Genomic DNA, 26,229 nt, shown 5'->3' on the forward strand with positions numbered 1-26,229 from the left:
AATCTTAATTCCTTATCAAGAAAATGAACGATATTGATCTTTTCCGTAATTACTCTACTTTTTAACTAATTTATCGCAAATTTTCAATTTTATATATGGCAAAAATTAAAACTGTTTATCGATGTGAACAATGTGGTGCAGATCATTCTAAATGGGCTGGTCAATGTTCTGAGTGTGGCGAATGGAATAGTCTAGTAGAAGTTCGACTGGAACCAACAGTTAGTCATAGAGCTCAGCCTAAAATGGGCGGTGGTTATGCTGGTCAAAGTGCTAATATCACAACCCTTAATCAAATCTCAATTTCACATGAAACTCGTCTACAGACAGGTATTAGCGAATTCGATCGTGTACTCGGTGGCGGTTTGGTTACAGGCTCTGTTGTACTGATTGGTGGTGATCCTGGTATTGGTAAATCAACAATTTTATTGCAAACCGCAACTCACATGGCTAGCAAGAAAAGTTCAGCTCTTTATGTCACAGGCGAAGAATCACTTTCTCAAGTTGCCTTACGTGCTCAACGTTTAGATCTGCCTACAGACCAACTCAGAGTTATGGCTGAAACTTGCGTGGAACGTATTTGTGAAGTTCTCGCGCAAGAGCGTCCTGCTGTGGCCATTCTTGATTCAATTCAAACCATATATACAGAAACTCTGCAATCTGCTCCAGGTGGAGTTTCACAAATCCGTGAGTCTGCTGCCTTACTTACTCGTTTTGCTAAAAATAGCGGAACAGCGTTATTTATCGTGGGGCATGTAACTAAAGAAGGTGCTTTAGCTGGACCACGTGTGCTTGAACATATGGTGGATTGCGTACTGTATTTCGAAGGTCAGTCGGATTCTCGATATCGTATGATTCGTGCCGTGAAAAACCGTTTCGGAGCAGTCAACGAGCTAGGTGTCTTTGCCATGACCGACAAAGGACTTCGGGAAGTTGCCAATCCATCTGCAATTTTTCTCAGTCGTTATGATGAAGCGATTCCTGGTTCAATTGTCATGATCAGCCGTGAAGGAACGCGCCCTCTCTTGGTCGAAGTTCAAGCCTTAGTTGATGATGCACACGGGCAACCACGTCGAGTGGCACTTGGCTTAGAGCAAAACCGTTTGAATATGTTACTTGCAGTGATGCATCGTCATGGTGGTGTGCAAACCTCAGGACAAGATGTTTATGTCAATGTAGTGGGTGGTTTAAAGATTACCGAGACTGGCTCTGATCTTGCGGTTTTATTGGCTTGTGCATCAAGTTTAAGAGGTAAAGCCCTGCCACAACAATTGGCAGTTTTTGGTGAGGTTGGACTGTCTGGTGAGATTCGTCCTGTACCAAATGGTCAAGAAAGATTAAAAGAAGCGACCAAGCATGGCTTTAAATATATCATTTTACCAAGAGCTAATGCACCGCAAAAAACTATTGATGGCGTTCAAATCATTGCCGTTGCACGCTTACATGAAGCTCTCACTGAAGCAATGCAATTGAGTGACGAGTTGACATAAAAAAACATACTTTTTTAGTTGAAATTATCAACGAATACCTTCATAAATACACTTACATCTTGGAATTAAATAGGAATTTTCGATGCAAGTACACCAGCGTGGCTTGATGGCAGCTTTATTGATGGCAACTTTGGTCGCAGCACCAGTTGCAGAAGCTAAACGTGCGGGCGGTGGCAAAAGTCATGGTATGACTCGTTCAACAACGACGACTCAATCTCAGCCAACTACAACTCAATCGTACCAACAACCTACAACTAAAACTACGACGACTCAAAAATCAGGTCCAGGCGTAGGTTCTATGGTTGCTGCTGGTGTAGCAGGTGCTGCTGTAGGTGCAGTTGCTGCAAATGCGCTTGCTGATGATAAGAATCCAACTGCAACAGAACAACAAGCTGCTGAACAAGCTCAACAAGAAGAAAAAGGCGGCATTCCTAGCTGGCTTTGGGTTCTTCTTGCAGCTGCTATCGCCTTCTTTGTATTCCGTAAATTCGGCGCAAAAAAAAAATTAGCCGCAGCTAATCCATATGCTCCAAATAATAACGGTCAAAACAACTTTGGCCGTCCTGTAAGCCCACAACCAACTATGCGTCAAACGGCTGGCGATAACACCAATATCTTTGGTCAATCTGTCGGTGGCGGTACGGCTGCTCCTCAAGCAGCATTTGGCGGGGCATCAATGAGTAGTGGCAATCAACTCCCTGATGGTACTGAACCTGCTGCATTCCTGCGTGTTGCACGTCAGCGTTTCAACCACATTCAATCTGTCAATAGTGCAAGTAATGTTGAAGAAATTCGCCGCTATTTAACACCTGAGCTTTTTAATTCAATGTATCAGGACATCATAGCCAATCAGGATCAGGATGTTGCTGAATTTAGTAACCTGAATGCAATGGTGGCAGACACTGCAACTGAAAATGGTCAATATGTGGTTAGCGTTCGTTTCACAGGTACGGTAAGTGAAGATTTAAATAGCTTGCCACAACCATTTACTGAAATTTGGCACTTTGTTAAACCTGTTGGCTCGCAACAAAATTGGGTTGTCGCAGGAATCCAACAAGCATAATTGCTAATATCATTTGAAAAAGGAGCTATTCAATAGCTCCTTTTTTATTGGTGCAATTATCTGAGAAATAAAAAAAGCCACTCTCGATTTCTGAGAATGGCGGAGTGTAAACCCTAATTTCGATTGCCTATATTTTTAAATAGATCTAAACAGGCAGTTAAGTAAACTGTGTATCTCAGTTATCTTAGCGGATAATCAAGAATAAAAATATTCCTCGTTTGGGGAATAAAACTTTTTGTAATAGGTTCACGTAGATCTTCTTCGCTTATTTAGGAACAATCATTACTTCAGGCATTCAGGCATTCAGGCATTCAGGCTTTCAGGCTTTCAGGCTTTCAGGCTTTCAGGCTTTCAGGCTTTCAGGCTTTCAGGCTTTCAGGCTTTCAGGCTTTCAGGCTTTCAGGCTTTCAGGCTTTCAGGCTTTCAGGCTTTCAGGCTTTCAGTTCATGCCGCGTAAGGCTTTCAGGCTTTCAGGCTTTCAGGCTTTCAGGCTTTCAGGCTTTCAGGCTTTCAGGCTTTCAGGCTTTCAGGCTTTCAGGCTTTCAGGCTTTCAGGCTTTCAGGCTTTCAGGCTTTCAGGCTTTCAGGCTTTCAAATTAGAACAGATTGACTTGAGTTAGAGCCTAATATTCTTGGTTTGTGTCCAATCTATCGCTATTTTATGACCCATAAAAAAAGCTTTGCCGAGGCAAAGCTTTTACATGATTTGGCTTTAAAGTAAATCAAATCATGATACAAACTGTAAGAATAACCAGTATAAACCACCAGATAAACAAATCGTCGCTGGTAAGGTAAATATCCATGCAGAAAGGATTGTTTTCACTGTCGCGAAGTTCAGCCCAGACTTGTTGGCAACCATCGTCCCTGCAACAGCACTGTTTAGAACGTGAGTTGTTGAAACTGGCATACCTAAACCATCAGCAGCAGCAATCGTTGTCATTGCAACAAGTTCAGCAGACATCCCTTGACCATAAGTCATATGGTTCTTACCAATACGCTCGCCGACAGTCACAACAATACGCTTCCACCCCACCATCGTACCTAAGCCAAGCGCAAGTGCCACCGCAACTTTAACCCAATTTGGAATATATTGCAGGAATGAATCAAGATTACTACGGTATTCTTTCACCACTTTGGCTTGGTCTTTATCCATTTCTGGCAAAGCTTTCGCTTTATCTAATCGCTTGAAAGTTGTGGTACTTAAATACATATCATTACGGATTTCGCTTACAGCGGTCTCAGGAATAGTTTTAAGATCACCATAATTTGCAACGCGTGTTCCTAAATGTTCCGTCATACTTGCAAGTGCTGGAACAACTTCAGGTGTTTGCTCTTTGGTTTGAATATATTTAGTGAGTACAGCACGCGCTTTCTCATCAGATAATTCATTTTGATTTACATTCAACACAGCAGCTGTTTGACTTGAAAGCTTTTCAAATGATTGAAGATGATTTGCATCTAAGCTTTTGTTTAGTGAATATGCTAATGGCACTAAACCGATCAAGATCAACATGATTAAACCCATGCCCTTTTGACCATCATTAGAACCATGTGCAAAGCTCACGCCCGTACATGTAAAAATCAAAATTGCACGGATGAGAGGTGGTGGTGGCTTATTACCTTCTGGTGGTTGAAAAAGTTCTAATTGGCGTTTAAAAATTTTTTTAACCAACAAGAATACAATTGCTGCGAAAGCAAAACCGATTAAAGGTGAGAATAATAATGCCTTACCCACTTTAATGACTTGATCCATATCAATGCCACTGGTTGCACCAGTTGAAGCATTTAAGAAATGGTTCATGATCCCCACACCTAAAATCGAGCCGATTAAGGTATGAGAGCTTGATGCTGGGATACCAAGGAACCAAGTCCCTAAGTTCCAAAGAATGGCTGCAATTAACAAAGCAAATACCATTGCAAAACCAGCCCCACTACCGACATTCATAATCAGTTCAACAGGAAGTAAAGCAATAATACCGTACGCAACAGCACCACTCGCAACCATAACCCCAAGGAAGTTACAGAAACCAGCCCACATCACTGCAACAGGTGCAGGTAATGCATTGGTATAAATCACGGTGGCAACCGCATTGGCTGTATCGTGGAAACCATTAACAAATTCAAAGCCTAAAGCAATGAAAAGTGCCGTGGATAGAAGAATAACTGAATATAAACTCAAAGGTGGTACATGCGCTAAGTCAGCACTCACCTGAAAACCAATATAAATAAGTGTTGCAATAATAATTGTTAAAAACACCGGCATAAAAAATTTCGGTATAGGAACATGTACATTCGTCGATTTTGCCGTAGAACTGGCAAGCGGTGAATCCGAAACAGGAGGAAGATTAGAATTCATGTAGACGGTAAGAGGATAATAAAATCCTCTGTATTGTTTAATTAAATTATGACAATTATATGACAAAGGACTGTCATATGAAGCCAAATTTTCATATTTTTCTTATATTTTTTTATGTTTTTTTTGATTCAAACCAAGATTATTTTTATTTTTATATAACAAAAACAATATCTTAATTAAAAATAAGTTCAATAAAACCTGTTTGTCTGATTTTGCAACAAACACAACAAAATATGAAACTTATTTGTCATATTTCGAAATATACGTTTTCTTTTTAGCCATTATTCACCGAAATTATTGCAATTTCATGAAGCTTTTATGACATTTTCAACCTGACTGGATGAATTACATCATCCTGATGCTGAAAATACGCGCTTTTTGTTCGCTTCTGTTACAATGCCCCTGCTTTTTATCTTCATCATCGACTGGGGTTTCTGAATGTCCACGCTTACCACCCTACAATCACTTCTCGCCCAACGCATCTTGATTATTGATGGTGCAATGGGAACCATGATTCAACGCCATAAATTAGAAGAAGAAGATTATCGTGGTGAACGTTTCGCAGATTGGGCTTCTGATCTCAAAGGTAATAATGACCTTTTAGTACTGACTCAACCGCAGATTATTCAGGGTATCCATGAAGCTTATCTGGATGCTGGTGCAGACATTATTGAAACCAACAGCTTCAATGGTACACGTGTTTCAATGTCAGATTATCACATGGAAGATCTTGTACCTGAGATCAACCGTGAAGCAGCACGTCTCGCGAGAGCTGCGTGTGATAAATACTCTACCCCAGATAAACCACGATTCGTGGCAGGTGTACTCGGCCCTACATCACGTACATGTTCGATCTCACCGAACGTCAATGATCCAGCATTCCGTAATATTACTTTCGATGAACTCAAAGAAAATTATATCGAAGCAACACACGCCTTAATTGAAGGTGGTGCTGACATTCTATTAATCGAAACAGTTTTCGATACATTGAACTGTAAAGCGGCAATCTTTGCGGTCAAAGAAGTCTTTAAGCAAATCGGTTATGAACTTCCATTGATGATTTCAGGTACGATTACAGATGCCTCAGGTCGTACATTGACAGGTCAAACTGCTGAAGCATTCTGGAACTCAGTGCGTCATGGTGATTTGCTGTCAATTGGTTTTAACTGTGCATTGGGTGCAGATGCAATGCGCCCTCACGTTAAAACGATTTCTGACGTAGCAAATACCTTTGTTTCAGCCCATCCAAATGCAGGTTTACCGAATGCATTTGGTGAGTATGATGAAACCCCAGAACAAACAGCAGCCTTTATTAAAGAATTTGCTGAGAGTGGTTTGATTAATATTACTGGTGGTTGCTGTGGTACCACACCAGATCATATCCGTGCGATCTACCAAGCTGTTAAAGATATTCCACCACGTAAAATTCCTGAGACTGTTCATGCTTGCCGTTTGAGTGGTTTAGAACCATTTAATATTTATGATGATTCTTTATTTGTAAACGTTGGTGAACGTACTAACGTTACAGGATCAAAAAAGTTCCTTCGTCTCATCCGTGAAGAAAATTTTGCAGAAGCTTTAGAAGTCGCTCAGCAACAGGTTGAAGCTGGTGCGCAGATCATTGATATCAACATGGATGAAGGGATGCTCGATTCGCAAGGTGCGATGGTGCATTTCCTGAACCTCGTCGCTTCAGAACCTGATATTTCTCGTGTGCCGATCATGATTGACTCATCGAAATGGGAAATCATTGAAGCAGGTCTAAAATGTGTTCAAGGTAAACCTGTTGTAAACTCGATTTCCTTAAAAGAAGGTTATGACGAGTTTGTCGAAAAAGCTCGCCTTTGCCGTCAGTATGGTGCAGCAGTTATTGTCATGGCTTTTGACGAAGTTGGTCAGGCAGATACCGCTGAACGTAAGCGTGAAATTTGTAAACGCTCATATGACATTTTAGTCAATGAAGTTGGCTATCCAGCTGAAGATATTATTTTCGATCCAAACGTGTTTGCAGTAGCAACAGGTATCGAAGAACACAATAACTATGCCGTAGACTTTATTGAAGCGACTGGTTGGATCAAACAAAACTTACCACATGCCATGATTTCTGGTGGTGTCTCTAACGTTTCGTTCTCATTCCGTGGTAATGAACCTGTACGCGAAGCGATTCACTCAGTATTCCTCTATCATGCCATCAAACAAGGCATGACTATGGGTATCGTAAACGCCGGTCAGATGGCAATTTATGACGATATCAATAAAGAGCTGAAAGATGCTGTTGAGGATGTTGTACTTAACCAAAACCAAGGTGAGACAGGTCAAGCTGCAACTGAAAAACTTCTAGAAGTTGCTGAAAAATATCGTGGTCAAGCGGGTGCTACCAAAGAAGCTGAAAATCTTGAATGGCGTAATGAGTCTGTCGAAAAACGTCTGGAATATGCTTTAGTTAAAGGTATTACCACGTATATCGATCAAGATACTGAAGAAGCACGTTTAAAATCAAAACGTCCGCTTGATGTGATCGAAGGCCCATTAATGGACGGCATGAACGTGGTCGGTGACTTGTTTGGTTCAGGAAAAATGTTCCTTCCTCAAGTTGTTAAATCTGCACGCGTCATGAAACAAGCTGTAGCATGGCTCAACCCATACATTGAAGCTGAAAAGTCAGAAGGACAATCTAAAGGTAAAGTCCTGATGGCAACGGTAAAAGGTGACGTACACGATATTGGTAAAAATATTGTGGGTGTTGTCTTGGGTTGTAATGGTTATGACATCGTTGACCTTGGCGTGATGGTACCTGCAGAAAAAATTCTGCAAACGGCAATAGATGAGAAATGTGACATCATTGGTTTGTCAGGTTTGATCACCCCTTCATTGGATGAAATGGTCTTTGTTGCCAAAGAAATGCAACGTAAAGGTTTTAATATTCCTTTATTGATCGGCGGTGCAACCACATCAAAAGCACATACCGCAGTTAAAATTGATCCTCAATATTCAAATGATGCTGTAATTTACGTCGCGGATGCTTCACGTGCAGTGGGTGTCGCAACCACCCTACTTTCTCCTGAAATGCGCGGTAACTTTATTGCAGAGCATCGTGCTGAATATGCCAAGATTCGTGAACGTTTAGCAAATAAGCAACCGAAAGCTGCAAAATTGAGTTATGCAGAATCCGTCGAAAACGGTTTTAAAATTGATAATCACTATGTACCACCAAAACCAAATGCTTTGGGTACACAAGTTATTAAGAATTATCCGCTTGAAACCTTAGTTGAATATTTTGACTGGACACCATTCTTTATCTCATGGAGTTTGGCAGGTAAATTCCCGAAAATCTTAGAAGATGAAGTGGTCGGTGAAGCAGCGACTGATCTTTATAATCAAGCGCAAGCGATGCTGAAAGACATCATTGAAAATAAACGTTTCGATGCCCGTGCTGTATTTGGCTTATACCCTGCTCAGCGTACTGGTGCGGATACCGTCAGCGTATTTGATGAATCAGGTCAAAATCGCACTCATACCTTTGAGCACGTACGTCAGCAATCAGACAAAGTGACAGGTAAACCAAACTTGTCTTTGGCGGATTATATTAAGCCTTCTGAACAACCTGAAGATTATCTCGGTGGTTTTACGGTGTCGATCTTTGGTGCTGAAGAATTGGCAAATGAATATAAAGCCAAAGGTGATGATTATTCAGCAATCTTGGTTCAGTCTTTGGCCGATCGTTTTGCCGAAGCCTTTGCAGAACATTTACATGAACGTATTCGTAAAGAGTTCTGGGGCTATAAAGCCGATGAGACTTTGGGCAATGAAGAATTGATCAAAGAGAAGTATGTCGGTATTCGTCCTGCGCCTGGTTACCCTGCTTGTCCAGAGCATTCTGAAAAAGCAGTGTTATTCGACTGGTTAGGTTCGGAAGCAAAGATCGGTACAAAATTGACTGAACACTTTGCGATGATGCCGCCTTCTTCTGTCAGTGGTTTCTATTATTCGCACCCTGAAAGTGAATACTTTAATGTTGGCAAGATTTCTCAAGATCAGCTTGAGGATTATGCGAAGCGTAAGGGCTGGTCACTGGATGAAGCGAAACGCTGGTTAGCACCGAATTTAGATGATTCGATTGTTTAATTTAGAGTTCTTATAATCTCCCTTACGAAGCAATGCTTCTCATCTTCTTTAAAAAAGAGGGGAACTTTTGCGTATCAAATGAGTTACGTGACAACCCCTCCCTTTTTCAAAGGGAGGTTGGGAGGGACTAAATCCAGTCAGTTGATTCTAAAACTGTAATTCTAAAATCTGTTTACGTCTGATTCTTTGCCATAGCAGTTGCTCAGCATCTGTCATATTACTTCTTAAATTTCGAGATGCTTGCTTTAAATTTTTATTATAAGGCTTCATCAATACCTACCTTTAAAACAGACAACTACTCAACTTGATCCAAACGTCTCTAGCACAATATATAAACGCTATTTTGAACCTATATTAAATATAGACTCTCTCTACTCCTACAGCTCCTTATGCTTCTCAATCAAATCCTCTAGATTTTGATAAACATGCAATATTCGATCTTTATGGGTTCGTGCATGATCCAAACGCTGTTCGGGGTCAACCAAAAGCAAGCTATGACCATCATCAATCAAACGATCAATCCCCTCTAAAAACATCCGTTTACCTACATCATGGATCAGTGAAATCTGACTCAAATCAATCACGATTGTATTCTTATTTACAGGTTCACACTGCAAAGTCCGTAACAACATTTCAGCTTCAGTAAATTTCAATACACCGCGCAGCACATATACACTTAATGACGCATTTTTTCCTGTCAGATAATGGCTTTGTACAATGGTTTGTGCCGAAGATGTGCCTTCCATCAAATGTAAGCCCATGTCACGTGATAACCGTTCTAAAATCTCTATACCACGTACACTATTACCATGTTCATCTAACTTTGGTGAAAAAGCTGCAATACTGACCTGCCCCGGCAATACACCTAATATCCCACCTGCCACTCCACTTTTGGCTGGGATACCAACCGTCGTGAGCCAATCACCAGCAGCATCATACATGCCGCAACTCATCATCACACTGAGAACTTGGCGTACCACTGCACGATTCAATAGCCGTTTACCTGTTTTAGGATCAACCCCACCATTGGCAAGCACACTTCCCATACGAACGAGATCTTTCACCGTGACCAAAATCGAACACTGACGAATATAGCCATTCACAATATCAACAGGATCGCTCTCCAAAATCCCGACGGTTCGCAACATATACCCTATCGAAAGATTACGATAGGCAGTTTTTACCTCGGACTGATAGACAGCATCATCAAAACGTAGTTCACGCCCAGCCAGTTCGCTCATAAACTCACGTAGAATTTCTGCGCCTTGTAGCCCTTCTTTGATTGGAATCAATGAATGTGTGGTGATTGCACCTGAGTTAATCATTGGATTTTTGGGACGGCGATCATTCCCAAGTGAAATCTGATTGAATGCTTCTCCAGAAGGTTCAACACCTACTTTGTCTAATACCGCATCTATTCCAAGCTTTTGTAGCACATAGGCATAAGTAAAAGGTTTAGACATCGATTGAATCGTAAACTCAATCTCATCATCGCCCACTGAATAGACTTCACCATCTACAGTAGACAACGCCAAAGCCAACCGATTGGGATTGGCATTGGCTAACTCAGGAATATAATCGGCTAGACGACCACTATTATCAGTATCACAGGCATCAATTACGTGTGCCAAATAATCAGGAAGAGGCGTTTTCATGGTTGTCTGCCTTTAAAGATTTCAATTGTTCATATCAATTAAGTTTTATGATACAGGGTACTGATAATATTCAAATTATAGCTTTTGTAATTTTTTTAATGTCTAAGCAATAAACTTAACTCACTCGTTCTACAAACAGTATCCCATTTAAATGATCCACCTCATGCTGCACAATTCGTGCAGGAAAACCATCAAATATTGTTTCAATCACCTCACCTTGTAAAGTGTGATAACGCACTTTGATACTCTGGGCTCGTTGCACTTGCCCACGCTCATCAGGAACACTTAAACACCCTTCTTCCCCCAAACAAGTCGCTTGAGAAAACTCCAAAATCTCAGGATTGACCATTACTACGGCATCCATTTCAGGTGCTTCGGGATAACGTGGATTTGATCGCGAAGCAACGATGATCACTCGCTTAGAGATATACACTTGTGGCGCTGCTATCCCTACACCATTACGTTCAAGCATAGTGGCATGCATCGCAGAAGCCAGTTGCAATAGCCACTCGCTATTAAACTCCCCCTGAGCAACCGCAGTCGCTTTAATTTTTAAAATCTCTTCACCGCGTTGCGCTACAGGTAAAATTACATTCATCCCACGACCTAATTATTTTTGATCAATACTCACACACATCGTATTCGATATTTATTCACGCTTCTATAATTTTCATTTGAGAATCTTGTCATAGTATATGCACGATAAAAATAACGTATGGCAAATCACAATGAACGCAACCCAGCTTTTTCTTGGTGTGATCTTTAGCTCAATTGGCTTAGGCTATTTTATGTATGGCAAAAAGCAAAAAATGACTGTGCCTTTAGTTTGCGGTTTAGTTCTGATGATTTATCCTTATTTTATCGAAAGTACGACTTTATTAAGTGTCATCGGTGTGGTTATCTCAATATTGCCCTATTTTCTACGCTTCTAAAATAAAAAAACTCCCCTTACGGAGAGTTCTTTTATCGCATCTAAATTAAAGGTTTTTCTTTAATTCATCCTCAACAATTTCAATCTCAAGCTGGCTAAACTTGCGAATCTCGCCCTCTGCATGCTTTTCAAGCATTCCACCGATCAAAGGTACTTTCACCTTTACCGTCCAGGTCAGAGTAATGTCTACTTGGTTACTGTTACCTGTTACCTTACGTTCAGCTTTTGCTTCTAAAGGTAAGTTTGCGCCTAGCTCTACAGTTGAGGTTAAATTTTTTAAATCAGTAATATCAGAACGTTTTAAACGGAATGCATTTTTTAATAATTTTTTAGCCACATCTGGGATATTCACATCAAGATTATATTCACGACGTAAGGTATAAATATCACCTTTTACAGCAGATTCAATAATTTCTAAGTTCTCACCTGGAATACGCTTACATACTGCTTCATGCAATGAAGTCATAGCAACTAATCTTGAAAAATCTTCAATTGAAACGCCATGAATTGTTTCATTTACCGTAAATTGATGTGCCATTTTTTAAATTTCCGTTTAGTTTTAATTAAGGTTTCATCATCGCAGCAAATTATATCATTCTCATTTCAATCACAAAATCTGAACATGTAAAAATTAATGACTGCCCGGATTAATAATTTTTATTGTAATGATGTCTTATACCTAATTTTACCGTTACTCGCTCCGTTCGGCTGATATAGAGATAGTGATTGCCATATTCGATGACTGCATAAAACTGCTCAGCGCCATCATCTAATCCTGTAGCAGACCATGTCGCCCCTTGTGGAAACTCATCTAGCCATTCAGCTTTATAAAAATCTGAAACTGAGTCAAATGCGAGATAACGCTCTGGATCAGCCATAATTTTTGCTGCGACTTGATCAAATTTTTGTTGTTTGAATGCTTCTAAACTGAGTAACACGGATGTTCCTATGCCGATAAATATGAAGAAAAATTACAAAAATACAGAGATTCTCTTAGACCCATATTTTGCTGAGGGATTTCCTATATTTCTAGATTATATTCAGCGTTATCATAGGTTTTAGATGATCGTCCCATTTGCTAGAATAGGTTCAATGTGTTATCAACTGCTTATACTTTTATCTTTTACAACGATAAACTATAAGGAGTAAATATGTCTTATCAAAATATTTTAGTCGCTGTTGATGATTCTCCAATTTCTTATGCAGCAGTTGAACATACACTGTCTTTAGCAAAATTATCAGGGGCAAAAGTGACTGTACTCAGCGTGGTGGCTGTTGATCCATATGTCGGTGTTGATTTTTATCAAGTTGCACCAGCCATTACCGATCATTTTATGCAGGCTGAAGCGCATGCTAAAACCCAACTACAAGATATTGCTCAATCTTTCATTCGCGATGGAATTGAGGTTCAAACCAAAATTCAGCATGGTGTAGCGAGTGAAGGCATTATTTTTATAGCTGATGAAATTGGCGCAGACCTTATTATTATGGGTTCACATGGTCGTACAGGCGTAAAACGCTTATTACTGGGTAGTGTAGCGCGTGCTGTTTTAACGGAATCACATATTCCTGTGCTGATTGTCAAACAATAAACTGAGACAAAATGCAAAGCCTTGTGTGATCGCACAAGGCTTTTTTATTCCCGAAAGCTTTGCCATGTCTCAAAAGCATGTGCGCGATAAAGCTTCAACTTAGAAAACTGAAGAATAATCGCTTCACTCTGTGTCGGTCTTAAAAAAACAAAATCATCGACCTGAATATCACAATCCTTGGGTACATTGACCAACTCCTGATTACTACTTCGCCCATACAATGCATGTGGATGCGCTTGTTTTGGATAGACATAATTCGCTAGCCAATAGCCGCCATAAATAAACAGTGCCTTATACTTATGTGGCAATTTATCGAGTAAAGACATTGATGGCAGCTGGGTAAAAGGTAAAACTTTTAAGACTGGCGATGCAATCCATAAAGCAGGCTGTAAAGCCTTTAAAAAATCACTGTCAAAATCACTTGGTTTTAAGAGCATTGAACCAAAAGACAAATCATTGCAGACACTTTCAGTGGTATGAAAGCTAAAGGTTAGACTACCACCACCATTAAAACACAGCGCATCACTCCACAGCGATGGAAACTGCTGTTTAATTAGCTTTTGGTAATCGGCATAGGTCTGCTGTGAGCTTTGATAAGCCAATTCAGGTTTTTTAATGATGGCTGGAATTTTAGTGACATGTGCATCATAGCCCATCAAACCAGAAAGCTTTAAATACTGCGGATACTGTTGAATCAACTTTAATATTTCGACCATCTGTGCTGCCGATTGCACGCCACCACGATGCAAACCAACATCAATCTCAATATTCACATGCAAAGATAGAGCATAGAGCTGAGCAATCTCAAGATACTGTTGTAAGCGTTGCTTGGTATCAATCAGCCACTGAATGTTGGCATTTGACCACTCCGCATGTTGATCAAAAAATTGATGGACTGCTTGAGCGGGCATTGGTTTACCCAACAAAATATTGGCTTCGGCAAAATTTTCTAAGATCGAAACAATATGCGGTTGATGAAATACCATAAAGCGTTGCGTATTCAGTTGTTCAGATAGCAACTTAAGTAATTCTAGGCTTGCTAATGATTTCACTACCAAGCGTGCTTTTAAATGTGGTGCATGTGACAAACGCAGTTGTACATGTTGGATATTTTGTTTTAACGCAGCCGCATCTACAATAAGTTGCGGGGTCGCAATCCCCTGTTTTTTTAGGTCAAGATTGAGTTGTTTAAAATAATGATCCAACATGGCTATACCTTTTTTATTTAATCCTGATCCTAAAAAACCATCTTATACAAGGGAATGTCATCTACAACCTGAGTAAGCCAAAACGACCAAAGCTTTGGCAAAACGCAAGAGTTTAAATGCATCTTATACTTTTTAGGATGAAACCAAAGTAAATCTAGCTGAAAGCTTCACCCTTAATTGGATGAGAACTCGATATGATTCCGTTAAATACTTTCAACTCATAAAAAACTCTATTTAACCTAAAAACAGCTTTTCCAGATAGGGATTTAAAAACTTAGCTTCTGGATCAAGCTGCTGACGCAAAGCCATAAAATCATCCCACTTTGGATATACAGCCCGAAGCTGTGTGCTGGTCATATGATGCATTTTACCCCAATGCGGACGCCCTCGATATTTCTGCAAAATCGGCTCAACCACATCAAAAATCAACTTCGGATCTTGCTTATGATATTGATGTACTGATATCGAAATCGAGTCCTGCTGATAAAAAGGACTGAGCCAAATATCATCACCTTTCACAAAGCGAAATTCGAGCGGAAAAAAGGTGGCGACTTTATACGTTCTTAAAGCATGTAATACTTCATCCAAACACTCAATTCCACGATCAACGGGAATCTGATACTCCATTTCATTGAACTTGGTATTACGCGGTGTTGGAAATATCTTGCTCGACCAATCGACATAGGTGGTTGGTTTGACAAAGATGCCTAATAGTTTCTGTAAATAAGGATTTAGTGATGGAAAGTTTTTGGTCAACTCAGAGCATAAGGTCAGTAAGGTATCATCCGATGGGAAATTCTCTTTCCGAGGTAAAATTGCTGCATCGGTTTCATCCAAAGTTTTCAACATCAACTGCTTTTCATGGGGAAATACAAAACACTCGATATGTCGATGCTGATGCTTCCATTGCTGAATGTTTTGCATCATGTCCTCGACTAGACAAAGTTGAATATGCTCTTTCAGCTTATAGCGAGGTCGATTCTGCATAGTGATCTTGGTTAAGATTCCCAAGCTACCCAAAGAAACCCGCCCTGCGGCAAAGATTTCAGAGTTCTCTGTGCGACTGCATTTTAGGATTTCACCAGATGCCGTCAATAACTCAAAAGCTTCAACATAGGCTGAAATACAATGTAAATCTGCACCTGTGCCATGTGTGCCTGTAGAAACTGCACCCGCCAGACTTTGCTGATCAATATCTCCTTGATTCATCAAAGCCTGATTGATGGATTGCTGCTGTAAATGCTGATCTAAATCGTATAAACGTGTACCCGCATAAATATTGCTCTGACAGTGTTCTACATCGAAAGATGCAACACCTGAGATTCGATCTAAAGATACTAAGGTCGCATCGGTACACACCAACGGCGTAAAGGAATGCCCTGCACCCACGACTCTTATTTTTTGCTGTTCATAAACAATCGACTGTAATTCTTGAATATTGACTGGTTGTAAAATCTGTTGTGGCTTGGCTTTTTGAAAGCCTGACCAGTTTGTCCAAATGCCTTGTGTTAAATCACTCATACTGCCTCTCCTTGGCTAACGGCAGTTTTTAAATTGCCATGATTGCTGCGTTTTGCGAGTTCGTTTTCTGGAATCGGCTGTGGTCGTGTCATTTCATCGTAATGACGTTTATTTTTTTCTAACAACAATTGTTTTGCCAAATCTTTGAATTTGCTCTGACAAGCTGCCAATGTCCATTGACCAAATAAGGTATGCCCACCCTCATAAGCTTGTTGTTGGTATTCTTCATAGGTGGTGACATAACCCATATAATCATTGCAATACGATGCCAACCAGACCCTCTCTATTGACGCCTGTGTAGCAAGCGTCTGCTTGACGGTGTCAACCACACGCTGCCCTGCGATGGTGGTAAATTCGCCTGGACAGCAAATCAAAGCCAATTGACCTAATCGTATAATCTGTAATGGAACAACGCTCGGGACTAAAGAACTGTGCTGAATCGCCCCCGCTTTCACTTGTCGGTTCATTTCTGCAATCAACGGATCAAGCATACTCGGTGGAAAACCAATCGGTTGACCTAAAATCTTTTTAGCACCTGCTTCCAGTAAGATCTGTTTTGGTCCTTGAGAGGCATACAACTGCTGATAGTCTGCAAAATCAGCTGCTTTTGAATGCTTGGTTTTCTGTCTGCGAAATTGATCGGCTAAAAACTGCATCCCTTTAATTAAAACTTTTGGCGCACCTAAACCATCGACAGGCGTGCCTGCAAAAAATGCGGTGCCATGACAAGGCTGACTGGTTTTTGCATGCTTTTGCCCCGCTGCAAACTCATCTGGAATCTCAATATTACTCAAATCAACATAGGACAAAACAGCATCGATCTTGCCTTCAACTTTATGTAAATTTTTAGGAATATTGGACTGTAAAGCCGTCAAAGCCAGCTCACTTTGATAACGACCATTTTGTTGTGCGTATTGATATTCCTGCTCGCCTTTAATCTTATTGCGAATCTTCAGCTGATCTTTGCCATGAAAATGCGGTGATACGTCCCCTGCAGTTGCTTGAGCAAAAATTGTGACTGGATTTTGAATCCCTTGCTCAATTAAAGCCTGCTCAGAGAATACGGCTGCATAGCCTTTATTATCGCCATCATAGGCGTTTAAAGAATTTCCCAAACAGGTTGCATGGACACCAAATAATGAAATAAACGACTGTAGTTGTTGCTCACGATAGAAACCGATCAACTGCATTTCTCTGTTCAAGGCTAAATGCGTTTCAGCTTCGGTACGTGGCTGAACTTCTGGATTCCGATTATAGGCTTTGATTGAACGATTCCATGCGACAGGTGTCTGTTCTGGAAAATGCTGCGTCCCTAAAAAAATCTCGGTGTCTTGTTCAGATACAATCGCATTTTGAATACTCAATACAATCGCCTCAACAATGGCAGTTAAATGTTCAGGCACAAAACCAGGGGTTGGCATATTGTATAAAGCTTCATAGCCACAACCGCCAGGTCCTGAGTGAGTATGGGTTGCCATGAGGACCAATTGATTTTCATCAAATGCTGAACCTAGAGTTTCGATGAGTCTCTCTACGGTTTGGCTACGCATCGCATGGGTAATACAGCCTAAATCCAGACAGCAGATAATGAGCCGATGCTGTTGCTGATCAACAATAGTAAAGCTACGTGCATATAACGCTGTGCGCTGTTCATAGGCACGATGTGACCATTGTCCATAACCAAACATGGCATAGCCTTTCGGTGTAATTTTGATTTGTTGTTTATCCCAACCCACCTGATACATCACGACTTCCTTTCGATTTTTTTATAACTGTGTTAAAGCATGTTGAAAGTTAATCAAAATTATGCTATACGCAACAGGGTTAAAGAGACTTTTCTTTAGGGGGCAAAACGGACTTATGCCTATACGTAGCAGCGATAAAAATGATCAACAGCAATTTATTCCACCCACCATTCTGGCGAGCCTGATCCATTATGCAGAGCAGCAACAGTGGGATTATGCTGCATGGTTTCAGAATTCAGGTTTAGACATTGCACAAATACAGCAAACCCAAGCTGTGGTCAGTTTTAGCCAACTCTGTGATGTGGTTGGTCAAGCCATGACCACCTATCAGCAGCCCGACCTTGGTTTAAAGCTTGGCAGTAGCGAAGGTCTGATTTCGATGGGGATTTTGGGCTTTGCCATGCAATCCTGTAAAACCGTTGCAGATGCTCTAGACATTGCACTGCGCTACCATCGGATTTCTGGCAGTGTCTTAAATATCGACTTTTCTATCCACGCTGATCTTTGTGAATTAGAAGTCACTGAACCCTATCCCTGCAATGAACTTAAAGCCTTTTTCTATGATGAATTATTCAGCAGCATCATCACCTGTTTAAATGCAATGCTGGGCGACCATAATGATGTGATCAGTCTTGAGCTCAGCTATTTAGCAAGCGAATATCAACAGCAATATAATGATATCTTTGGCTGCCCAATTCAATTTAACAGTGATAAAAATATCATGCGCTTTAGCAGCAGCATGTTGCAGCGCAGCTTAAAAAATTACAGCCCTGCCAATTACGCAACTGCTATCCAAATCTGTGAACAAGCCTTAAAAGAAATCGACCGGCTCAATCAGGTCGGCTATGTACATTTACTTGATCATTTGATTGAACAGCATTTACCTGAGCGTTTCGAGATGCAGCAAGCCGCAGAACAATTACACATCAGCGAACGCCATTTAAGACGGCAATTATTATTGGAAGGTCTGAGTTTTCAACAAATTCGGCAAAATGTATTGGAACGTAAAGCCAAACAATTACTGGGACAAAACCTGTCCATGAGTGAGATTAGCCTGCAACTGGGTTTTAGCGAATTACGTGAATTCCGACGTGCCTTTAAACGCTGGACAGGGCAAGCGCCTTCGGTTTATAAACAAGAGATCATTTTACTTAATGCCTAAGAATCAAACGGTCTAGAAATTTCCAAGCGCAGATAAAAGAGAACCGGAAATGCCTTTTCTTGTAATTTTAAATTCTCGCAAATATTCACTACCGCGCTCGGTGGCATGTATGCTGACTATACGGTTTATCTAAAACAGTATCATCAATACTGACAATAAGTTTATTATTATCAATATGTTGAATTGCTTATTGATATAGGTCGTGAGGTGTGTAGTCTTCACGCTCTAGAAAGCGATTTACACTATCATGCGAGATGTTATAAGTCTCGGCAAGTTGTGTGCAGCTAATAGAGTTCGGTTCTGTCATGAGAAAGCCCATATAAATGGGTAGAGTACAAGTTGCTGTAGAAGCATTTTTAATTCGTCTGATCACAGATACTTTATAAAGCATTTTAATACTTTTTTGAATCCGTCAATGCGTAAGTCCTATATTTATATTTTTTATCGATATAAACACTTTGTTTTTATTATTCTGCAATCAGAAAAATTTATTAAAAGTCATTAATTTGAATTATTAAAGCAATTAAATATATAAAGAAATGAATTGGATTCATTTAGAATCGACAACTTCTTATGGTGTGCAATACAACTCGCGATATTCAGAAAATAAACGCTCTATCTGAGAATAATTATGCAGCAATCTGATCGAATAAAAGCTCTGGACTCTATTCCTTTTTGGCAAGCCTTTTTATTTTGGTTGAAATTAGGCTTCATTAGTTTTGGAGGACCAGCAGGTCAAATTGCAGTGATGCACCAAGAACTAGTCGAACAGAAACGTTGGATTTCTGAAAAAAGATTCTTACATGCACTCAACTATTGCATGCTTTTACCTGGCCCTGAAGCACAACAACTCGCCATTTATATTGGTTGGTTGATGCATCGAACCGCAGGTGGCTTAGTTGCAGGCATTCTATTTGTGCTGCCTTCTTTATTTATTCTAATTGCCTTGTCATGGATTTATGTACAGTTTGGTGATGTGCCAATTATTGCTGGATTATTTTATGGTATCAAACCTGCCGTAACAGCAATTGTATTCCATGCAACTTATCGCATTGGTAGCCGCTCACTCAAAAACAATTTCTTATATTTGATTGCCGCTACTGCTTTTATCGCGATCTTTTTCTTCAATATTCCCTTTCCATTGATTGTATTGAGTGCCGCGATACTAGGCTATTTACTGAGTAAAAAGCAACCACACTTATTTGCAACTCAAAGCACCCATCAAGGCAAGCAAAAACATTATGGTGCTGCCCTGATTGATGATGATACGCCTCCTCCTGCACATGCTATTTTCCGTTGGACTCAACTGACTAAAATCCTCGTTATCGCAGCATTGTTATGGTGTATCCCAATGATCAGTTTAACCTTAAGCTTAGGATGGCAACATGCTTATACCCAAATGGCATGGTTCTTTACCAAGGCTGCATTACTGACATTTGGTGGAGCTTATGCCGTATTACCTTATGTGTATCAAGGTGCGGTGAATCACTATGCATGGCTCAGTCCAACCCAAATGATTGATGGATTGGCATTGGGTGAAAGTACTCCAGGCCCACTGATTATGGTGGTTGCATTCGTTGGATTTGTAGGGGGCTTTAATCATGCCTTGTTAGGTGCAGATCATCTATTCTTGGCAGGTACACTCGGCGCTGTCATTGTCACATGGTTTACTTTTTTATTTTCCTTTGTGTTCATTCTCGCAGGTGCTCCGATTATTGAATCCACTCATAATGAACTTAAATTTACAGCACCACTTACGGCAATTACCGCTGCTGTCGTGGGGGTTATTCTCAATCTTGCACTTTTCTTTAGTTATCATGTGCTGTGGCCACAGGGTTTCGATCACGCTTTTAATTATGAAGCGGCAATCGTCACAATCGCTGCGATGATTGCGCTGTTTAAATTCCAAATCAATGTGCTTTATGTGATTTTCGCTTCTGCACTTTTTGGTTTAGTTCTATACCTATTTGTATAAAAATTCGCACTAGAGTTGATGCATAAATCAACTCTAGTCACCCCAATCTATTCAATATGATGAATTTCCACTATTAAAAGATGTTGATCATGTCAATGATGAGGAAGTACAGAAATTTCTGGCTTTATTACAGCGCTATTTATAAATACCAGATTTCATGGGTGAGCTGCTCAATCTCAGATTTATCATGGCTGACATATAACATTGGAATGCCTAATTCCTGTTTGACGCTTTGAAAAAAAGGAATGATCTCTGCTTTATGTGCTGCATCCAATGCAGAAAGTGGCTCATCTAATAACAACACTTGTGGTGAATACAGCAATGCTCGTCCCAATGCGACACGCTGTTTTTCCCCGCCAGATAGTTTCATGGGCATTCGCTCAATCAGATGTTCTAACTTGAGTAACTCAATAATATAGTCCACCTCAAACTGACGTTGCTGCGGTTGAATATGCTTAAATCCAAACAATAGATTCTGCTTGACGTTTTTATGCGGAAATAACTGTGCGTCCTGAAATACAAGACCAATACGACGTTGTTGTGTAGTCAGATTAATTTTCTGTGCCTGATTAAACCATGTTTGATTTTTGATTTTGATCCAACCTGCTTGCGGCGTAACTAAGCCTGCAATACTATGCAAAATCGTGGTTTTTCCTGAACCTGAAGCTCCAAATAAACCAATCACAGACTGATCGGATTGAAAGCGTTGATCTAGAGAAAATTGTCCTTGGGTAAGTTGGATATGACAATCAATCATGCTTAACGACCACGTTTATTTTTCTGATAACGATTGAACCATTGCGCAAACCACAACGCAAAAAACGCCACAGATAAAGACAAAATAATCAATCGCCATACTGCGGCTTCAGTATCAGGTTGCTGCATCAAACTATACATGGCTAAAGGCAAAGTACGAGTTTCACTGGCAATATTGCCAACAAAAGTAATTGTTGCACCAAACTCACCCAAACTTCGGCAAAAACATAAAATGCTCCCCACCAAAATTCCGCTACTTGCAAGTGGCAAAGTTACCTGCATAAATGCCCCGAAAGAGGATGCACCTAAGGTTTTTGCAGCCATTTCTAAACGCTGATCCACCAGTTCAAACGCCAATCGAATTGATTGTACGAGTAAAGGAAAGCCCATTACCGCAGATGCCAATACCGCCCCTTTCCAATTAAACGCAAACTCCAATCCAAGTGGTGCTAGATATTGTCCTATGATGCCTCGATTGCCAAAAATTTGAAGTAACAAATAACCAGGTACAACTGGTGGTAACACTAAAGGTAAGAAAACCAGTGTTTCAAATAGTGATTTACCCCAGAACTCTTTCCTAGCTAAAATCCAAGCAATCAAAATTGCTGGAATTAAACTCACAATCAAACATGTTGCTGCTACTTTAGATGACAGTAGCAACACCTCAAGCTCTTCAGGAGTCAGAATCATCATTTAATTACTTAAGTACGCTAAAACCATATTTTTTAAATACTTTTATTGCCTGACTGCTTTGTAAAAACTTATAGAATTTCATTGACTCTGTATTCTTTTTTACTAAACCTATTGGATAAATAATAGGTTGATGGGTATTTTCTGGAAATGTTCCAACGATGATGACATTTTTGCTGATCGCTGCATCAGTAGCGTAAACAATCCCTAACTGACATTCACCATGTGCCACAAAGTTTAAGGCTGCACGTACATCTTCTGTTTCCACTAGACGAGTTGAAACCTTATCCCACCAGCCGATCGAATTCAAAGCCTGCTTTGCATATTTCCCAACAGGTACACTCTTAGTATCACCTGTACACCATTTACCTTGAGCAACCCTAGTGAAATCAAAACTTTTATTCATTTTTAATTTGATTGGACGAGCTTTGGGAGCAATCACTACCAAACGATTACCCAATAAATTCACGCGATCATTTGCCGATACCAACTGTTTTTTTTGCAAATAATCCATCCATTGCACATCGGCCGAAATAAATACATCAGCTGGTGCACCTGCTTCAATCTGCTTAGCTAGCGTTGAAGAACCCGCATAAGAAGTCTTTACTTCAACTTTATTTTTTTGTTCGTAGATTGCATCTAATTCATTCACCGCGTTGGTCAAACTTGCTGCGGCATAGACCGTTACAGACTCATTCGCAAAAACATTGCTACTAGAAAATACGCTACAAGCAAAGATAGTACATAAAACACGGATCGCTTTCATATTGATCGGCATGCCACTTTTCCCTCATAAATCAATATATTTTTAAAAACATATCGAAAGATAAAAATATGCTAAAAATAACAGAGATTAGGGCTTTGCTATTTTTAATGATGCTATGAGTCAAAATAAAATCTCACAGCATGATGAAATTCAATTTCACCTAATGTGAGTTCATCCCAGTTTGGTGCAAAAATTAAAAACAGCTCAATTTAGTGCAATCCAAATTATGAAACCTTTTCCCCTTTTGCAAAGGTCGCATTTTAAAGATTCTAATTCTATTGAAATCAGAACGATAAAATATACTTCATACTTAAAAATATATTCTCAGAAATATAGCGATAAGCAAAAGATTTCACTCCAAAAATACAAAAAATATGGTGAAATATGTTTCAAGAAGGAAACAAACGAAAAATACTTTGTATCTATTCCAAGAGCCTGAGCATAGATATTTTTCAACCAGCATAAAGCAATGGCTATGCCAAAAAATTGGATGATTAATGTAGCTCACACAAAAGCTGTGGCAATGTCATTCAACCAACGCTGAGCTGTAATTGTTGCGGTCAAAAATTAGATGCGCATTTGATTGATGTTACCTGTTTCTTTCACTGAGAATATTTCATAATGTATATTCAAGTTTTAGCTATTTATTTAAGTGCCCATGCTGCTTAATTTAAAAGCTCTCAATCCAATACGATTAAAAAGAATTGCAGTATTCACAAGAACTTTACAACCGAAAAACTATATTCAAATTTTTAAGCGTGAAAGCTTATGCGCTACGGTTTAATTTTAGGTGATCAACTCTCGGAAGAAATCGCCACATTAAAACGACTTGATAAACATGAAGATGTGATTTTAATGGCGGAACTGGTTGAAGAAGCCACTTATGTAAAACACCATCCTCAGAAAATTGCACTCATTTTTAGTGCAATGCGACATTTTGCCAAACATCTTAAACAACAAGGATGGACTGTTCGTTATCAAGTTTTTGACCGTTCAAAAACAACAAACAATTTTCTTCAATTTCTTAAGTCTCAATTAGATAAACAAGAGGCAAAAGGTTTAGTCATAACCGAATGTGGAGAATACCGCTTACAATATCAAATGGAAAATAGTTGGGAAAAAGAACTTAACATTCCCATACAAATCCTTATAGACGATCGTTTTTTCTCTTCGATTCAAGCTTTTAAACAATGGAGTTCAACTACCAAAGTCCTACGGATGGAGTTTTTCTACCGAAAGTTAAGACAGCAAACAGGCTATTTGATGCAGGCGGATAAACCAATTGGAGGAAAATGGAATTTTGATAGTGATAATCGTCAAAAGTGGAATGGAACCCCCGCTATTTCTCCTGCTTTATATTTTACTCATGACCAGATTGATTTAGATGTGATCGCTTTAGTTAAAGCAGAGTTTCAAGATCATATTGGTCAAATTGATCATTTCAACTGGGCAACTACACGTCAACAGGCACTTCAAGCCCTTGATTATTTTATCCAACATCAATTAGTCCATTTTGGTCAATATCAAGATGCTATGGTGAACCAACAAGATTATATGTTCCATAGCCTCCTTTCTCCCTATCTAAACTGTGGATTGCTGTCACCGAAAGAAGTTTGTGATGCTGCTGAATCAGCTTATTACAATAACCAAATTCCGTTGAACGCTGCTGAGGGTTTTATTCGACAAATACTAGGTTGGCGTGAATTTATTCGCGGCATTTATTGGCTGTGTATGCCAAATTATCGTGATCTCAATAAATTAAATGCTGAAAGAGACTTGCCCAGCTATTTTTGGACTGCTGAAACAAAAATGCAATGTATGCATGAATGTTTAAGAAACTCTTTGGAAAATGCTTATGCTCACCATATTCAACGCTTGATGGTGATTGGTAATTTCACATTACTGAATGGTATCTCACCCAAGCAAGTCAATGAATGGTATTTGAGCGTTTATGCTGATGCATTTGAATGGGTACAACTTCCAAATACTCATGGAATGGTTTTATTTGCAGATGCTGGTCTTGTTGCAAGTAAACCTTATGCAGCATCAGGTAATTACATTCATAAAATGTCCAATTACTGTCAACACTGCCATTACAATGTAAAAACCAAAACTGATCATGATAGTTGCCCATTCAACAGTTTATATTGGGACTTTCTACATCGAAATCGAGTCTTTTTTAGTTCAAATCCGCGGATGACAATGATGTATAAGCAATGGGATAAATTAGAATTATCTGAACAAAATCGTATTTTAAAACGTGCCTCCCATCTTCAAAATCAGATCGAAGAACTCTAAAAATGCATAAAAAAATACATTTACCCGAGAAAGTTTGTCTAAATTGCCACCTCACATTTTCTTGGCGTAAAAAATGGGAAAGATGTTGGAATGAAGTTCAATATTGCTCTAAAAAATGTAAATCACAAGCTAAAATTAATAGTAAAAATCAGGTATCAAACTGAGATACCTGATTAAATTTTAATAACTTATGGTGTCCGATGAGGAGTTTTGATGAGCTTAGATAAGTCGTAACCTTGTTGTTTCGCTGTTTCAAGGTATGAATTATATGTAGCGTCATCAATTGTTGGTGTCTTAGAAAGAAGCCATAAATATTTCGTCGATGGCCCACCTACCAATGCAACTTTATATTCAGGATCTACGCGTAAAACCCAATAATCGCCTTTCGTAAATGGCAGCCAACGTAAACCTTTAGGTAAGAAACTAACTTTCAATTTACTATTCCCACTATTAGCAGGATAAGCCACACCTTCTGAACTATCCATTTGCCCTGTTTTAGTTCTACAGCTATTTAAGACCCCGATGGTTTTATCAGGATTAAGCATATACACAGCAGTCGTATCACTTAGACAGTGTCGTTGAAAATACATTGGCAAATGAGCGATCTCGTACCATTTTCCAGCATATTGATTCACATCAATTTTATCGACAGCAGAGGGTTTTTCAGCATTTGCTTGCATTGGTATTACAGCAGCAGTCATTGCAGCAGACAATATTGCCATGCCAAATAAAGTTTTGGCTTTCATTTTATCCTCTTGATTTTATCAAAATTGACTAAACAATTTATAAAGATAAAACCGTGAATAAAATGTGAGATTTACTCTTTATTACATTAAAAAACAATTATTTAACAACATTAATATTCAGTAAAAATACAGATATTTAATTTTCTAATATGCA

The 26,229-nt window shown here is 39.5% G+C and carries 21 protein-coding genes and 2 pseudogenes; 9 read left to right on the plus strand and 14 right to left on the minus strand.

Annotation, left to right across the window (positions count from 1 at the left end; genetic code table 11):
• Nucleotides 1-95 precede the first annotated feature (95 nt).
• Together radA and HYG88_RS00630 are read left to right on the plus strand one after the other, a co-directional pair.
• A complete protein-coding gene (gene radA / locus HYG88_RS00625; RefSeq protein ID WP_005161367.1) occupies nt 96-1,487 on the plus strand; it encodes a DNA repair protein RadA in 1,392 nt (463 codons plus the stop codon).
• Between the two features lie 82 nt (nt 1,488-1,569).
• Nucleotides 1,570-2,550 carry a Tim44 domain-containing protein gene (locus HYG88_RS00630; protein ID WP_005161369.1) on the plus strand — a complete coding sequence of 327 codons (981 nt, stop codon included), beginning with the start codon at nt 1,570-1,572 and terminating at the stop codon, nt 2,548-2,550.
• Nucleotides 2,551-3,276: 726 nt separating this feature from the next.
• On the opposite strand, the gene HYG88_RS00635 is transcribed toward HYG88_RS00630, so the two are convergent.
• Entirely contained in the window at nt 3,277-4,905 is a 1,629-nt protein-coding gene (locus tag HYG88_RS00635; RefSeq protein WP_005161373.1) for an inorganic phosphate transporter, read from the minus strand.
• Nucleotides 4,906-5,343: 438 nt separating this feature from the next.
• Here HYG88_RS00635 and metH point away from each other — a divergent pair, with 438 nt between their 5' ends.
• On the plus strand, nt 5,344-9,030 hold the full coding sequence (gene metH, locus HYG88_RS00640) for a methionine synthase (RefSeq protein WP_005161375.1): 3,687 nt from the start codon (nt 5,344-5,346) through the stop codon (nt 9,028-9,030).
• A gap of 150 nt (nt 9,031-9,180) precedes the next feature.
• On the opposite strand, the pseudogene HYG88_RS00645 reads toward metH, so the two are convergent.
• The 3 genes and pseudogenes from HYG88_RS00645 to def all read right to left on the minus strand — a co-directional run.
• A pseudogene (locus HYG88_RS00645) lies at nt 9,181-9,300 on the minus strand (DUF559 domain-containing protein); the annotation flags it as partial.
• Nucleotides 9,301-9,407: 107 nt separating this feature from the next.
• Nucleotides 9,408-10,685: a glutaminase gene (locus HYG88_RS00650; protein WP_005161379.1), complete on the minus strand. Its 1,278-nt coding sequence runs from the start codon at nt 10,683-10,685 to the stop codon at nt 9,408-9,410.
• 115 nt (nt 10,686-10,800) lie between these two features.
• On the minus strand, nt 10,801-11,283 hold the full coding sequence (gene def / locus HYG88_RS00655) for a peptide deformylase (RefSeq protein WP_005161384.1): 483 nt from the start codon (nt 11,281-11,283) through the stop codon (nt 10,801-10,803).
• 130 nt (nt 11,284-11,413) lie between these two features.
• Here def and HYG88_RS00660 point away from each other — a divergent pair, with 130 nt between their 5' ends.
• Complete coding sequence (locus HYG88_RS00660; RefSeq protein WP_034602845.1) at nt 11,414-11,617, plus strand: hypothetical protein; 204 nt, start codon at nt 11,414-11,416, stop codon at nt 11,615-11,617.
• A 45-nt stretch (nt 11,618-11,662) separates the two neighbouring features.
• Here the strand turns inward: HYG88_RS00660 and HYG88_RS00665 are convergent, their stop codons facing one another.
• Nucleotides 11,663-12,154 (minus strand): DUF2505 family protein, encoded by a 492-nt coding sequence (locus HYG88_RS00665; RefSeq protein ID WP_005161389.1) that lies wholly within the window; start codon nt 12,152-12,154, stop codon nt 11,663-11,665.
• Between the two features lie 109 nt (nt 12,155-12,263).
• Nucleotides 12,264-12,554: a hypothetical protein gene (locus HYG88_RS00670; RefSeq protein ID WP_005161399.1), complete on the minus strand. Its 291-nt coding sequence runs from the start codon at nt 12,552-12,554 to the stop codon at nt 12,264-12,266.
• 213 nt (nt 12,555-12,767) lie between these two features.
• Here HYG88_RS00670 and HYG88_RS00675 point away from each other — a divergent pair, with 213 nt between their 5' ends.
• Nucleotides 12,768-13,208 (plus strand): universal stress protein, encoded by a 441-nt coding sequence (locus tag HYG88_RS00675; protein ID WP_005161401.1) that lies wholly within the window; start codon nt 12,768-12,770, stop codon nt 13,206-13,208.
• Between the two features lie 44 nt (nt 13,209-13,252).
• On the opposite strand, the gene HYG88_RS00680 is transcribed toward HYG88_RS00675, so the two are convergent.
• From HYG88_RS00680 to HYG88_RS00690, 3 genes are all read right to left on the minus strand, one after another.
• A complete protein-coding gene (locus HYG88_RS00680; protein WP_005161405.1) occupies nt 13,253-14,416 on the minus strand; it encodes an alanine racemase in 1,164 nt (387 codons plus the stop codon).
• Nucleotides 14,417-14,650: 234 nt separating this feature from the next.
• Nucleotides 14,651-15,937 (minus strand): D-arabinono-1,4-lactone oxidase, encoded by a 1,287-nt coding sequence (locus tag HYG88_RS00685; protein WP_005161411.1) that lies wholly within the window; start codon nt 15,935-15,937, stop codon nt 14,651-14,653.
• On the minus strand, nt 15,934-17,682 hold the full coding sequence (locus tag HYG88_RS00690; protein WP_005161412.1) for a neutral/alkaline non-lysosomal ceramidase N-terminal domain-containing protein: 1,749 nt from the start codon (nt 17,680-17,682) through the stop codon (nt 15,934-15,936). Before HYG88_RS00690 ends, HYG88_RS00685 begins: the two co-directional genes overlap by 4 nt.
• A 61-nt stretch (nt 17,683-17,743) precedes the next feature.
• Here HYG88_RS00690 and HYG88_RS00695 point away from each other — a divergent pair, with 61 nt between their 5' ends.
• Nucleotides 17,744-18,844 carry an AraC family transcriptional regulator gene (locus HYG88_RS00695; protein ID WP_034602731.1) on the plus strand — a complete coding sequence of 367 codons (1,101 nt, stop codon included), beginning with the start codon at nt 17,744-17,746 and terminating at the stop codon, nt 18,842-18,844.
• A 109-nt stretch (nt 18,845-18,953) separates the two neighbouring features.
• On the opposite strand, the pseudogene HYG88_RS00700 reads toward HYG88_RS00695, so the two are convergent.
• Nucleotides 18,954-19,217: pseudogene (locus tag HYG88_RS00700) on the minus strand (IS701 family transposase); the annotation flags it as partial.
• 258 nt (nt 19,218-19,475) lie between these two features.
• Between HYG88_RS00700 and chrA the strand changes: the two are divergent.
• Entirely contained in the window at nt 19,476-20,819 is a 1,344-nt protein-coding gene (chrA, locus tag HYG88_RS00705) for a chromate efflux transporter (protein WP_005161417.1), read from the plus strand.
• A gap of 139 nt (nt 20,820-20,958) precedes the next feature.
• Here chrA and HYG88_RS00710 read toward each other — a convergent pair whose 3' ends face one another.
• The 3 genes from HYG88_RS00710 to modA are packed head-to-tail and all read right to left on the minus strand — an operon-like array spanning nt 20,959 to nt 23,043.
• Nucleotides 20,959-21,576 (minus strand): molybdenum ABC transporter ATP-binding protein, encoded by a 618-nt coding sequence (locus tag HYG88_RS00710; protein WP_005161420.1) that lies wholly within the window; start codon nt 21,574-21,576, stop codon nt 20,959-20,961.
• A gap of 2 nt (nt 21,577-21,578) precedes the next feature.
• Nucleotides 21,579-22,268 (minus strand): molybdate ABC transporter permease subunit, encoded by a 690-nt coding sequence (modB, locus tag HYG88_RS00715; RefSeq protein WP_178882396.1) that lies wholly within the window; start codon nt 22,266-22,268, stop codon nt 21,579-21,581.
• A 4-nt stretch (nt 22,269-22,272) separates the two neighbouring features.
• Nucleotides 22,273-23,043 (minus strand): molybdate ABC transporter substrate-binding protein, encoded by a 771-nt coding sequence (gene modA, locus HYG88_RS00720; protein WP_005161425.1) that lies wholly within the window; start codon nt 23,041-23,043, stop codon nt 22,273-22,275.
• Nucleotides 23,044-23,799: 756 nt separating this feature from the next.
• Here modA and HYG88_RS00725 point away from each other — a divergent pair.
• Nucleotides 23,800-25,329, plus strand: coding sequence for a cryptochrome/photolyase family protein (locus HYG88_RS00725; protein WP_178882397.1), 1,530 nt, complete (start codon nt 23,800-23,802; stop codon nt 25,327-25,329).
• 2 nt (nt 25,330-25,331) lie between these two features.
• Nucleotides 25,332-25,493, plus strand: coding sequence for a DUF2256 domain-containing protein (locus HYG88_RS00730; protein ID WP_081399873.1), 162 nt, complete (start codon nt 25,332-25,334; stop codon nt 25,491-25,493).
• Between the two features lie 24 nt (nt 25,494-25,517).
• Here HYG88_RS00730 and HYG88_RS00735 read toward each other — a convergent pair whose 3' ends face one another.
• The gene (locus HYG88_RS00735; RefSeq protein WP_372616322.1) at nt 25,518-26,051 is read right to left on the minus strand and encodes a lipocalin family protein; all 534 of its coding nucleotides are present in this window, start codon (nt 26,049-26,051) and stop codon (nt 25,518-25,520) included.
• Nucleotides 26,052-26,229: the final 178 nt, after the last annotated feature.

Source organism: Acinetobacter sp. SwsAc4, assembly GCF_013391535.1.
Lineage (GTDB): Bacteria > Pseudomonadota > Gammaproteobacteria > Pseudomonadales > Moraxellaceae > Acinetobacter.